We start from the raw sequence: 12,198 nt of genomic DNA on the forward strand, positions 1-12,198 counted from the left end.
ATTTAAAACCTTTAAAATACAATTTTTGAGTGTGCTTTTGAACTATAGGTATGCATATAATGTTCAGCTACTACTTCTAATACTTCATCAATACTATCTACAAGGGTTAGAAGGTTAACTTCTTCTTTACTAACTACGCCTTTTTGAACCAAGGTGGTTTTTATCCACTCCATTAATCCGCCCCAGAAATCTTTACCATAGAGTATAATTGGCATTTTGACTTTTTTACCTGTTTGTATCAGGGTTGTAATATCAAAAAGCTCATCTAGAGTACCAAAGCCACCAGGCATAACTATATATGACATAGAGTGTTTGATAAACATCGCCTTACGCGTAAAAAAATATCTATAAATCAAAAAGACATCTTGATAGCTGTTAGGTTTTTGCTCATGCGGTAACGTTATGTTAAGACCAACACTGGAGCAGGAGCCTTGCTGTGCACCTTTGTTTCCTGCTTCCATAATTCCGGGACCACCACCTGTGATAACAGCAAAGCCATGATTTGACAAAGATTTAGCTAGTTCAACAGTATCTTTGTAGTACCTATCATCTTCGGAAATTCTTGCTGAACCAAATATACTGATAGCCGGAGATATCTTATCTAATCTTTCATATCCTTCGACAAGTTCAGATGATATTTTCATAATATCCCAACTTGCTTTAGCTTTGTCAAACCCCATTTCGCTAGATGGTGCCGAGACTATTTTTTTTTCTTTCCAATGCATTGATAATCGCCTTTAAATTAAACTAGTGTTTTATAATACTATTAAATTATTATATAATTATATCCATTAGCTTGAGATAATACTACATCGTCGGTGCCGGCTGTGTATGTCCGAGCCGAGTTTAAATTTAATCTACTAAAGGAGATATTAAATGGGTTTTTTAGCAGGAAAGAAGATACTTGTTACTGGTCTGTTAAGTAATAAATCAATCGCTTATGGTATTGCCAAAGCTCTTCATAGAGAAGGTGCAGAACTTGCGTTTACTTATGTTGGTCAATTCAAAGAAAGAGTTGAAAAATTAAGTGATGAGTTTAATCCAGCTGCAGTTTTGCCTTGTGATGTAACCTCTGATCAAGAGATGAAAGATTTATTTGTGGAACTTGGTAAAGTTTGGGATGGTCTAGATGGTATTATTCATTCGATTGCATTTGCTCCACGTGATCAGTTAGGTGGAGATTTCGTCGATACTGTAACTCGTGAAGGTTTCTCTATAGCTCATGATATTAGTGCATATTCTTTTGCAGCTTTAGCTAGAGAAGGCCGTGAAATGATGAAAGGTAGAAAAGGCTCTATCGTAGGTCTTACATACATTGGAGCTGAAAAAGCTATGCCTAGTTATAATACTATGGGTATTGCTAAAGCATCTTTAGAAGCTACTATGAGATATACAGCTCTTGCTTTAGGTCCAGATGGAATAAATGTAAACTGCGTTTCAGCAGGTCCGATCAAAACTTTGGCAGCTTCAGGTATTTCTAACTTCAAAAAGATGTTAGATTATAATGCTACAGTATCACCACTTAAGAAAAACGTTGATATTATGGAAGTTGGTAATACAGTTGCATTCTTATGTTCTGATATGGCTTCTGGTATTACAGGCGAAAATATTCACGTTGATGCTGGTTATCATAGTGTTTTGATGGGTAATGTTCTTTAGTTTTAAAATATCTTAATTTAGTTTTATCTAACTCAATCTTATATATTTCATATAATAAAAATTGATATATTTTATAAAAAATATTAGTTTTAATTATTTGTTCTAATCGTTGATAATAACCTTACAAAATTAAATTTATAAGGTTGTTTATGAAAAAAAGAGCTTTAAACTTTGTGTTTGCTTCAATATGTGCTTTTGGAGTATCACAAGGTGTTGCACAAACAAATCCACAGTGTTTAGATAAATCTTTCACTCTACAGCTTCTTGGTTCTGGCGGGCCAATTACAGATGATGCCAGAGCGTCAGCAGGTGAGTTAATATGGATTGATGGAAAATCTAAAGTTTTGATTGATGCCGGTGGTGGTACATATCTTAGATTTGGTCAATCAGGAGCTAGATTAGAGGATTTAGATTCGATCAATATGACTCATTTTCATGCTGATCATTCAGCAGATATTCCAGCAATATTAAAAGGAGCATATTTCTCCAAAAGAACAGAAAATCTCCCATTTTCAGGTCCTACAGGCTCGGGCTTGTTCCCTAGTGCGACGGATTTTCTTCAACGAGTTTTTGGTGAAGAGCATGGTTCTTTTGCATATTTACATGGAATACTTACAGCTACTGATGGTTTCCCATTTAAGCTTGACCCTGTAAAAAATATTGACTATACAAAATTAGAACCAACGAAGGTCTTTTCAAATGATGAGTTTACTGTTTGGGCGTTAGGTATTCCTAAAGGTGATGTTCCAACTTTGGCATATAAGATTGTATCTAAGAAAGGTACTATCGTTGTAACAGGTGCCGGTGGTAGTAATGATCATGATAAGTTTAGAGATGCGTTTGTTAAATTTGCAAAAGATGCAGATATTCTAATGATGCCAATGCCGATTGATGAAAGTGCTGATGCAGTAGGTAGTTTCTTACATGCTAAACCATCAGTCATTGGACAAGTTGCTGCAGCAGTTAATCCAAAAGCATTAGTTTTAAGTCATTTCTTAGGTAAAGGTTTAGTGCTTAAAGATGAATCAACAAAAATAGTTAAAAAGTATTATAAAGGACCTGTTTATGAAGGTCGAGATTTAGCATGCTTCCCAGTTAATGGAGTTAAATAGGAGAATTTAATATGAAAAAAATACCTTTAACAATTGCTTTAACAGCTTCTATGTCGTTTGGTATTGCTTTAGCAGAAGAGGCTAAAGCTCCAGTTACACAAGCTCAAAGTGTTCAGGATTCATCTGAGAGTAGTCCAATAGCTCAAGGCGAAGGTAAATGCGCGAGTGGTAAATGTGGCTCACTTAAAAAATTTGGTGTGGTTGATGTTGATGCTGATGAGCAAGATGGAAAACTTGTCAGAGCAAGAGATGGTAACTGTGGTACAAAGGTCTGTAAAAGTTATGGTAAGCAAGATAAAAAAGAGATAGCACAGTTGGGTAAATGCTCTAATGGAGTTTGTGGACAATGATCGGTAAATGTCAAGGTATAGGTCTAAGATCTGAACATCAATCAATATTATCAACACAAAAAGTTGAAGGGATTGATTTTCTTGAGCTTTCTCCAGAAAACTGGATGGGCTTAGGCGGGTTTAAGCAAGACTACCTTGACAAGGTCGCTAGTATTTATCCTATCATAGCTCATGGTTTGAGCCTATCTATAGGTGGATTTCAGCCACTTAATAAGAAATTTCTGAATGAAATTAGAGCATTCTTAGATGATTACAGTATTGATATATATAGTGATCATTTATGTTTTTCTGATGATGAAAAAGGGTACTTATATGATCTTTTACCAGTTCCTAGGGAGAAAGAAAATATTTCTTATATTTGCAATCGCATAGAGCAGGTTCAAGAGATTATAAAAAGACCACTTACATTAGAAAATATATCATATTACTACCAATATGATAATGATATGAATGAGCTAGATTTTATCAATGAGATTCTACAGAGAAGTGGTGCGAAAATGCTTCTTGATATAAATAATGTTTATGTTAATGGACATAATCATAACTATGATGCTTATGAATTTATAAAAGGTATAAATAAGGGTAGTGTCAATTATTACCATATAGCAGGACATTATAAAAAAGATGATTTCATTTTAGATACTCATGGCAAAGATGTAATACAGGAAGTAAAAGAGCTAGCTAAGTTTGCTGTGGAGCAACATGGTTGGCACCCAATGTTACTTGAGCGGGATCATTTTGTACCGAAGCTTGATGATTTGGTGAGTGAGTTAAATAGCATAACAGATGTTATAGAGGACAAAATATGAATATATCAGAATCTATCAAGACTAAAATGCAAAACTTTACTCATGCTATTCGTTACGGTAGTGCTAGTGATGAAAAGATACAAATGTATCGTGAGTTTATTGTTGGTAATGTATCTAGTGTTTTAGAAAATACTTTTCCTTACTTTAATAAACATGCTTCTCAAGAGTTAAAAGATAAGATTTTAAAAGTTTTTTTTGAGGACAATATATCATCTGAGCCAGCATTTCATCAAATAGCTACAGAGATACTAAAATCTTCAAAGTCTGTGAAAATGAATGAAAAATTATCCAAATTAATAGAGTTTGAGTGGCTACTTTTCTCTATAGAAATAGATGAATCTAAAGTTGTTGAAAATATAGAAATCACTAGAAATATAAGTTTTAAAGATATCCGAAATATAAAAGAAAATCCGACACTAACTTTTATACTACTTCCTTTTGATATAAATAATTTAGATGAAGAAATAAGCACAGAGCAAAGTATTATGTATGCGCTTTATCGCAATATAAACCATAGAACTTCATACCAAAGAATATCTACACTTGAATATGCTGTGTTAAGTTCAGCATTAGAAAAAGGAGTAGATATTTTTGAATCAGATGATTTTAAGCAAATAAAAAATGAACAACAAGAGTACTTAATTAATCGTTTAGTCTCTTGGCATAACCAAAATATGATTACTTTATCATTATAAGGAGCAATTTATGATAAATAGAATATATGATATATATTACAAGATTATCCAAAAGTTTCAGTCTATCGACTTTTTACTTTTGTTAGGTATAAGACTTTATTTAGTACCGACTATGTTTGTAGGGGCTAGATCAAAAATAGAGGGTTTTAGTACAACTGTGGCATGGTTTGGTGCTCCAGCTTCTCAAGGTGGTTTAGGTATGCCTATGCCAGAAGTTATGGCATTCTTAGCAACTTCTGCAGAAGTTATTGGCTGTGTTGGTATTGCATTAGGCTTATTTACTAGACTTGTTTCTATTCCAATGATGTTTGTAATGGGTGTTGCTGGTGCTGCGGTTCACTGGGCTCATGGATGGCCTGCGATTGCAGACAAAACTGCAGAATCTACACAGAGACTAAATGATCTATTTGTATGGTTATCACAAAACTTCCCAGATAGATATAACTATGTTACTGCGCTAGGTGATCCTGTAATGCTTAATGGTGGTATGGAGTTTTCTGTTACATACTTTATTATGTTATTTACATTATTCTTATACGGTGGTGGAAGATATGTAAGTGCTGACCACTGGCTGAAGAAAATTTTTATTAGAAACTAGTGTTATCTAAGCCCTAACTTAACTAGGTCGTGCATGGTGATTATACCTTCAACATTATTCTTACCGTCAACTACTGCTAAACTAGTGATCTCAAATTTTTCCATTTCTTCAAGTGCTATAATTGCCATTTCATCACTTGAAACTGTTTTAGGATTCTGACTCATAACTTCACTAATCGCTCTCTGAGAATTAAAGCTCTCGGCTTCAAACATTCTTCTTAAATCACCATCAGTAAATATGCCTAAGAGCTTGTCATCATCAACAACCAATGTGCCGCCGACTCCTTTATCACTTATTTCTAATATTGCTTTACGTATGTTATCCGTAGATTTGACTTTTGGTATTTCATTACCTTTGCGCATAATGTTTTCAACTTTTAGTATTAGTTTTCTACCAAGTGCGCCACTAGGATGAGAAAAAGCAAAATCTCTAGCAGAAAAATTCTTAGCCTTAAGCAAAGCGATTGCTAGGGCATCACCTAGAACTAATGTTGCAGTTGTACTAGATGTGGGCGCAAGGTTAAGGGGGCAAGCCTCTTTATCAACACCTAAATTGAGTGTTACATCACTATTTTTAGCCATTAGTGAATTTTTATTACTAGTAATAGAAATTATAGGTATATTGAGATGTTTGATCATCGGCATAATTCCCATAATCTCACTAGAATTACCAGAGTTAGATATTGCTACTACAACATCTTTGTTTGTAATCATACCAAAATCACCATGACCAGCTTCGCCAGGATGGACAAAGAAAGCAGGTGTTCCTGTGCTTGCAAGTGTGGCAGCAATTTTTTTGCCAATCTGGCCTGATTTTCCCATGCCAGTTATAATCACTCTACCGTGATTGTTGTTCAAAATGATGTCGCATGCTTTTTTAAAGTCATCACCAATAGATTCCTTTAATTTCTCTAAAGCTTGTATTTCAAGTTCAAATGTTTGTTTGGCGTTTTGAATATGATCCATTTTGTTATTTTCCTTTATTTATTATAAAAAGCAATTAGCACTAGATATTATAGTTTTTGAGATTTATTAGCTCAAATATTTTTTATTGTTATGTTAAAATTATTTTTAATTTTTATATGTTTAGATAATTAGCAATGAGAAAATTTCAGGTTAACCCTTCGATACTATCTGCTGACCTGGCAAGATTAGGAGATGATGTTAAGACAGTTTTGGAAGCAGGAGCTGATAACATTCATTTTGATGTAATGGATAATCACTATGTGCCTAACCTTACGTTTGGCCCTATGGTTCTTAAGGCTTTGAGAGATTATGGTATTACAGCTGGCATGGATGTTCATCTTATGGTTAAACCAGTAGATAGCTTGATTGAGAGCTTTGCTAAAGCTGGTGCTAGTAGTGTTGTATTTCATCCAGAAGCTAGTGAGCATATAGATAGAAGTTTACAGCTTATCAAGTCCTTTGATATTGATGCGGGCCTAGCTCTAAATCCAGCTACAGGAATAGATTGTCTAAAATATGTTGAAAGTCATATTGATAGGATATTGATAATGTCAGTAAATCCAGGCTTTGGCGGTCAAAAATTTATACCAGCAATGCTAGATAAAGCTAAAGAAGTTTCTCAGTGGATTAAATCAACTGGTAGAGATATCTTACTAGAGATAGATGGTGGCGTTAATCCTAATAATATTGCAGAGATTGCAGCTTGCGGAGTTGATGCTTTTGTAGCTGGGTCGGCTATTTTTAACTCAGATAGCTACAAACAAACTATTGATAAGATGAGAGATGAGCTCAAGAAAATCTAGTATGATACTTAAGCTTAAAATTATAGAACTCTTTTTTTCTGTAATAATAGTTTTATTGAGCTATTTTATACCTCTACATATTTTTGATTATGATATTAGCAACTTTAGTAGCTTTAACTTTTTAGCATCATTTATAGTAGCTATTGCACTGCTAACATTTCTTATTGCTGAATACACAAATGGTGAGAAGATTTCAAAATCAAGAAATATACTAAAAGTAATATTATGTTCATTTACGATAGCAATAGTGATTACATCTTTAGCCTTTTTTTTGAGAGGTTTTGCTTTTCCTCGTAGTATTATTCTTATTGGTTTTATTATTCAGTTTATAGCTTTATCGGTATTACGTGTCTACTTTAGGAGGCTGATGCGGAATACTATTTATAACAGTGTATTGATTATAGGATGTCATGGTGAACAAGACTGGCTTTTTGATAAAGCAATGCATTCTAAGTTGCCTAATGAAACCGTGAATGGCTATCTATGTATAGATATGAATGGTTTAACGTTGGTTGATATTATCAAAAGTTATACTAAAGTTTTTATTTCAGATAAAGCTCTAAAGCAACTTGGTGATAATGATTTATCACTTTTGAGTCAGTGTAATGTTGAGATGGTGATTATACCTCGAAAGTATGAAATATCTATTTGGGGATCTGTACTTATACCTCTTGGTGATAGTCTAGCGATGAGTGTTAAAAATTTTGGTTTGTCATTTGAAGCTCAAGCAGTAAAGAGAATTTTTGATATGATTTTTAGTGTTGCGATTATTATTCTGACCGCTCCAATTATGTTGATAGTTGCTTTGGCTATATTTTTAGAAGATAAGAGGTCTCCTTTTTTCGTTCAAGAAAGAGTTTCTAAAAACGAAAAAAAATTTAAACTGATAAAGTTCCGGAGCATGAAAGTAGATGCCGAATCTCACACAGGTGCCGTGTGGGCAAGTAGTGATGACGATAGAATTACTAAGGTTGGTAAGATAATTCGGCCTGTGTGGTTAGATGAGCTACCGCAGTTTTTTAATGTCTTAAAAGGTGATATGTCTATAGTGGGGCCACGCCCAGAAAGACGAGAGTTAATTGATGAGTTTGCAAAAGAGACTCCAGAGTTCTTATGTAGAACCAAAGTTAAAGCTGGGATTACAGGATACGCTCAAGTTTTGACAAGCTATGCAACTCTTCCTGAGAATAAACTTAAGCTTGATCTTGTATATATTAGAAGATGGAGTTTTGTTTTTGATTTACTTATTATTATCGAGACAGTTAGAGTTATTTTTATGAAAGTATTAGGAATATTTTTGCCTAAGAAGAAAGTAGTAAATACCAAAGTGGTGAATCAAGTAAATGTCAATTATATAGAGTATAGATATGAATAAAAAAGTATTAGTAACAGGTGGTACAGGTTACATAGGCAGTCACACGGTCGTCGAGCTTCTTGATAGAGGCTATCAAGTTGTTGTGGTCGATAATCTTTCAAATAGCAAACTATCTGTAGCTGATAGAGTCAAAACAATCACAGGCAAAGATTTTGATTTTTATCAGATAGATCTTTTAGACAAAGATAAGTTAGAGAAAGTCTTTCAAGAGCATAGTATAAATGCGGTGATTCACTTTGCAGGTCTCAAAGCTGTTGGCGAGAGTGTACAGAAGCCTTTGGCTTATTATCATAATAATCTATTAAGTACACTAAATTTGCTTGAGTTAATGCAAGAGTACCAAGTTTATGATTTTGTATTTAGTTCATCAGCGACTGTATATGGCATGGACAATACACCACCATTTGTAGAGGACATGCAACTTAGTGCAACTAATCCGTATGGTGCTACTAAGCTAATGATAGAGAATATTTTAGCAGATCTGTATAAGGCTGATAATAATTTTAATATTACATGTCTCAGATATTTTAATCCTGTAGGGGCTCATAGTAGTGGATTGATTGGTGAAGACCCTCAAGGTATTCCTAATAATTTAATGCCTTATGTTGGGCAAGTGGGGTCAGGTAAATTGCCTAAACTTAGCATTTTTGGTGGCGACTATGATACTAGGGATGGTACTTGTATTAGAGATTATATCCATGTAGTAGATTTGGCTATAGGGCATATATTGGCAATTGAGCATATCTCAAAGGTTGAGCCAGATTGGCGAGCATATAATCTAGGCTCAGGTCATGGATGTAGCGTACTAGAGATTGTCACAGCTTATGAGAAAGCACTAGGTAAAAAGATTCCATATCAAATAGTAGCTAGACGAGCTGGTGATATTACAGAGATGTCCGCGAATGTTGCCAAAGCTAAACAGGAGCTCGGTTTTGAGACACAAAAAACTATCGATGATATATGCGTTGATATTGTTAGATGGCAGAATTATGCCAAAGAGAATGATATTTAGAGAATGAAAATCTTACATGTATTTAAATCATTTTATCCAGAGACTTATGGTGGTATAGAAAAGTTCATACATGAGCTATCAGTTGCTATGTTTAAAAAGTATGATTTGGATATACATATTCTGGCTATGGGTAAAGAGAATCAAACTATACACAAAGATTTTTATACATTGCATTTTGCTAAAACAAATTTGAATATAGCTTCAACAACTTTTTCATTATCGGCAATTAAGAAATTCAAAGAGTTAGCTAAGCAAATTGATATTATTCACTATCACTTTCCATATCCATATGCTGACTTGTTGCAGACTATTTGTAGAGTAAATAAGCCATATATAGTCACTTATCACTCAGATATTATCAAGCAAAAAAAGTTGATGATATTGTATAAACCTTTAATGAGAAGGTTTCTCAATGGCGCAAAATATATTTTACCAACATCTCCTAATTATCTTGAGAGTAGTGAGATTCTTAGGGAAATAAAAGTACCTAAAAAAGTTATTCCAATGAGTTTGGATAAATCAGATTATAATATTGATGAGGAAAACTATTTATATTGGAAAAATAATATTGGTTTTAAGAAATTCTTTATCTATATTGGTGGGTTGAGGTATTACAAAGCCTTAGATATCTTGATTGATGCTATGCAAGGGCAAGATTATCCACTTGTTATAGTTGGTGATGGTGATCAAAGGGAGTTACTTGAGCAAAAAGTTAAGCAAAATAATCTGCAGAATGTAAAATTTGTCGGTGCATTAGATGATAAGGATAAGCTATCATTACTAAAGCTAAGTTATGCTCTGGTGTTACCCTCAAATATAAGGACAGAAGCCTTTGGGTTAGTTTTGTTAGAGGCAAGTATATTTGCTAAGCCAATGATAACTTGCGAGATTGGTACAGGTACAACTTTTGTGAATGTGGATAAACAAACAGGATTAGTAGCCAAGTCAGATGATAGTCAAGATTTAGCTAAAAAGCTCAAAGAGCTTTGGCAAGATGAACAAAAAGCTAAAGAATATGGAGCTAATGCTAAAGCTAGATTTGACGATATCTTTGGTCTAGAAAAAATGGTCGGAAGTTACAAATTAGTTTATGATGAAGTGATAGATAGTGGTGTTAAATGAAGCAATTTTTTAGATATTTTTTTGGTATTTTAGATGCTACTCAAAAAAGAAGATTTTTTTTATACCTTGTTCTATTATTTTTAGGCTCAATATCTTCGATGTTAGGTGTTGGAGCTGTTATTCCTTTTGTGAGTATTTTGGTCAATCCAAATCAGTTTGATAATATACATTTTTTGAGTGGCTTTGGTCATTTTCAAATAATACTAATAAGTATACTTTTATTAATTTCAGCCTTTTGGATAAAAAATATAATTGGTATTCTATTATTTTGGTTTCAAACCAAATTTCTAAACTCTATAGTCCTAAGTATTCAGAAAAAGCTATTTAAACTATATATATCCATGGATTATGAATCTCATTTAACTAGAAGCACACCAACTCTTATACGTAATATAAACTCGGAAACTAATCAATTATCTGGAGGAATAATTAATCCTCTAGGAATATTAGCTACTGATTTATTTTCATGTATATTTATAGTTGCTTTATTGTTATATATAAACTTCTTATTTAGTTTTTTTACTTTGCTTATTTTGGGAGTTTCATTATTTATCTTTATGTTAAAAATAAAAGGAATTTTAACTAAATACGGTAAGCAAAGAGCAGAAGCATTAAAGAGCATGACTAAAACAACTATGAATGGCTTATTAGGGATCAAGGAAATAAAACTTTATAACAAAGAAAAAGTATTCACAAATGAGTTTAGTGAAAAAGCAACTATGCTCAATAAGTCATTACAATTTAATCAAATATTTCAAATTCTTCCAAGATTTTTTATAGAAGCTATAGCTATTACATTTGTATTAATTACTTTACTAACTCTTATAGCCTTTGGTGAGTCGACAAATTCAATTTTTATATTATTATCTGTATTTGGGGTTGCTGCAACACAGTTGCTACCGGCACTTAATAGGATTATGCAAGCGGTTACCAGTATAAAATATTCTGCTCCAGCTCTGAAGGTAATATATGAAGAGTTAGGAAAATATCAAAGCTATTCAAATAATGCAGAAGATAGTTTTAATTTAGATATAAAGTTTGAAAAAAGTATCCGCTTAGATAACGTTAGTTATAGCTATCCTGATGGTACTCAAGCTTTGAAAAATATTTCTGTGGCAATAGGAAAAGGTAAGAAAACAGCTTTTATAGGACCTTCAGGCTCTGGTAAAAGTACCTTAGTTGATTTGTTAATGGGTTTCTATACAGCACAAAGTGGTAGTATCTATATAGATGATAAGCAAATTAATAGCACTAAGGTAGTACAAAGACTATTTGCATATATTCCACAACAAATTATACTCTATGATACACCTATCAAAGAGAATATTGCTTTTGGTGAGTTAAAGTCAGATATAGATGAAACTAAAGTTTGGAAATGTCTAGAAATGGCGCAGCTTGATGATTTTGTCAGTAATTTGAATAAAGGTTTGGATACTTTTGTTGGTGAGAATGGTATTAGACTATCAGGTGGTCAACGCCAAAGACTTGGTATAGCTAGGGCATTATATCAAAATCCACAAATATTAGTTATGGATGAAGCAACATCAGCTCTTGATAATGACACCGAAAAAGAAGTAACAAATGTGATAAAAGAGTTAAAAGATATAACTATAATAACCATAGCTCATAGGCTTAGTACTATTGAGGGGTATGATGTCGTTTATAATTTAATAAATGGTAGTTTAGAAAAAGTGTAGA

At 33.2% G+C, this 12,198-nt stretch carries 13 protein-coding genes; 11 read left to right on the forward strand and 2 right to left on the reverse strand.

The window, feature by feature from the left end; genetic code table 11:
* Window positions 1-11: 11 nt before the first annotated feature.
* Window positions 12-725 carry an LOG family protein gene (locus F0R75_RS02325; protein WP_013922864.1) on the reverse strand — a complete coding sequence of 238 codons (714 nt, stop codon included), beginning with the start codon at window positions 723-725 and terminating at the stop codon, window positions 12-14.
* Window positions 726-876: 151 nt separating this feature from the next.
* Here F0R75_RS02325 and F0R75_RS02330 point away from each other — a divergent pair, with 151 nt between their 5' ends.
* From F0R75_RS02330 to F0R75_RS02355, 6 genes are all read left to right on the forward strand, one after another.
* Complete coding sequence (locus tag F0R75_RS02330; protein WP_013922865.1) at window positions 877-1,659, forward strand: enoyl-ACP reductase FabI; 783 nt, start codon at window positions 877-879, stop codon at window positions 1,657-1,659.
* Between the two features lie 149 nt (window positions 1,660-1,808).
* Window positions 1,809-2,771: an MBL fold metallo-hydrolase gene (locus F0R75_RS02335; protein ID WP_149368491.1), complete on the forward strand. Its 963-nt coding sequence runs from the start codon at window positions 1,809-1,811 to the stop codon at window positions 2,769-2,771.
* Window positions 2,772-2,782: 11 nt separating this feature from the next.
* Window positions 2,783-3,121: a hypothetical protein gene (locus F0R75_RS02340; protein WP_149368490.1), complete on the forward strand. Its 339-nt coding sequence runs from the start codon at window positions 2,783-2,785 to the stop codon at window positions 3,119-3,121.
* Window positions 3,118-3,930, forward strand: coding sequence for an MbnB/TglH/ChrH family RiPP precursor modification enzyme (locus tag F0R75_RS02345; protein WP_187986013.1), 813 nt, complete (start codon window positions 3,118-3,120; stop codon window positions 3,928-3,930). Before F0R75_RS02340 ends, F0R75_RS02345 begins: the two co-directional genes overlap by 4 nt.
* Entirely contained in the window at window positions 3,927-4,625 is a 699-nt protein-coding gene (locus F0R75_RS02350; protein ID WP_149368488.1) for an HvfC/BufC family peptide modification chaperone, read from the forward strand. The genes F0R75_RS02345 and F0R75_RS02350 overlap by 4 nt, the downstream gene beginning before the upstream one ends.
* A gap of 10 nt (window positions 4,626-4,635) precedes the next feature.
* Window positions 4,636-5,223 (forward strand): HvfX family Cu-binding RiPP maturation protein, encoded by a 588-nt coding sequence (locus F0R75_RS02355; RefSeq protein WP_004287493.1) that lies wholly within the window; start codon window positions 4,636-4,638, stop codon window positions 5,221-5,223.
* Between the two features lie 2 nt (window positions 5,224-5,225).
* Here F0R75_RS02355 and F0R75_RS02360 read toward each other — a convergent pair whose 3' ends face one another.
* Window positions 5,226-6,188, reverse strand: coding sequence for a KpsF/GutQ family sugar-phosphate isomerase (locus F0R75_RS02360; protein WP_149368487.1), 963 nt, complete (start codon window positions 6,186-6,188; stop codon window positions 5,226-5,228).
* A gap of 134 nt (window positions 6,189-6,322) precedes the next feature.
* Between F0R75_RS02360 and rpe the strand changes: the two genes are divergently transcribed.
* The 5 genes from rpe to F0R75_RS02385 are packed head-to-tail and all read left to right on the forward strand — an operon-like array spanning window position 6,323 to window position 12,197.
* Window positions 6,323-6,991 (forward strand): ribulose-phosphate 3-epimerase, encoded by a 669-nt coding sequence (gene rpe, locus F0R75_RS02365; RefSeq protein ID WP_149368486.1) that lies wholly within the window; start codon window positions 6,323-6,325, stop codon window positions 6,989-6,991.
* Window positions 6,972-8,366: a sugar transferase gene (locus tag F0R75_RS02370; protein ID WP_149368485.1), complete on the forward strand. Its 1,395-nt coding sequence runs from the start codon at window positions 6,972-6,974 to the stop codon at window positions 8,364-8,366. Before rpe ends, F0R75_RS02370 begins: the two co-directional genes overlap by 20 nt.
* Entirely contained in the window at window positions 8,359-9,378 is a 1,020-nt protein-coding gene (gene galE / locus F0R75_RS02375) for a UDP-glucose 4-epimerase GalE (protein ID WP_149368484.1), read from the forward strand. Before F0R75_RS02370 ends, galE begins: the two co-directional genes overlap by 8 nt.
* 3 nt (window positions 9,379-9,381) lie before the next feature.
* Window positions 9,382-10,500 (forward strand): glycosyltransferase family 4 protein, encoded by a 1,119-nt coding sequence (locus tag F0R75_RS02380; RefSeq protein WP_149368483.1) that lies wholly within the window; start codon window positions 9,382-9,384, stop codon window positions 10,498-10,500.
* Window positions 10,497-12,197: an ABC transporter ATP-binding protein gene (locus F0R75_RS02385; protein WP_149368482.1), complete on the forward strand. Its 1,701-nt coding sequence runs from the start codon at window positions 10,497-10,499 to the stop codon at window positions 12,195-12,197. The genes F0R75_RS02380 and F0R75_RS02385 overlap by 4 nt, the downstream gene beginning before the upstream one ends.
* Window position 12,198: the final 1 nt, after the last annotated feature.

Origin of the sequence: Francisella marina, from assembly GCF_008369785.1 — a bacterium.
GTDB classification, from domain to species: Bacteria; Pseudomonadota; Gammaproteobacteria; order Francisellales; family Francisellaceae; genus Francisella; species Francisella salimarina.

Bases quoted from the DNA above. Each gene is read 5' to 3' on its own strand.
- F0R75_RS02325 (WP_013922864.1), bottom strand. From the start codon at position 725: ATGCATTGGAAAGAAAAAAAAATAGTCTCGGCACCATCTAGCGAAATG.
- F0R75_RS02330 (WP_013922865.1), top strand. From the start codon at position 877: ATGGGTTTTTTAGCAGGAAAGAAGATACTTGTTACTGGTCTGTTAAGT.
- F0R75_RS02335 (WP_149368491.1), top strand. From the start codon at position 1,809: ATGAAAAAAAGAGCTTTAAACTTTGTGTTTGCTTCAATATGTGCTTTT.
- F0R75_RS02340 (WP_149368490.1), top strand. From the start codon at position 2,783: ATGAAAAAAATACCTTTAACAATTGCTTTAACAGCTTCTATGTCGTTT.
- F0R75_RS02345 (WP_187986013.1), top strand. From the start codon at position 3,118: ATGATCGGTAAATGTCAAGGTATAGGTCTAAGATCTGAACATCAATCA.
- F0R75_RS02350 (WP_149368488.1), top strand. From the start codon at position 3,927: ATGAATATATCAGAATCTATCAAGACTAAAATGCAAAACTTTACTCAT.
- F0R75_RS02355 (WP_004287493.1), top strand. From the start codon at position 4,636: ATGATAAATAGAATATATGATATATATTACAAGATTATCCAAAAGTTT.
- F0R75_RS02360 (WP_149368487.1), bottom strand. From the start codon at position 6,188: ATGGATCATATTCAAAACGCCAAACAAACATTTGAACTTGAAATACAA.
- rpe (WP_149368486.1), top strand. From the start codon at position 6,323: ATGAGAAAATTTCAGGTTAACCCTTCGATACTATCTGCTGACCTGGCA.
- F0R75_RS02370 (WP_149368485.1), top strand. From the start codon at position 6,972: ATGAGCTCAAGAAAATCTAGTATGATACTTAAGCTTAAAATTATAGAA.
- galE (WP_149368484.1), top strand. From the start codon at position 8,359: ATGAATAAAAAAGTATTAGTAACAGGTGGTACAGGTTACATAGGCAGT.
- F0R75_RS02380 (WP_149368483.1), top strand. From the start codon at position 9,382: ATGAAAATCTTACATGTATTTAAATCATTTTATCCAGAGACTTATGGT.
- F0R75_RS02385 (WP_149368482.1), top strand. From the start codon at position 10,497: ATGAAGCAATTTTTTAGATATTTTTTTGGTATTTTAGATGCTACTCAA.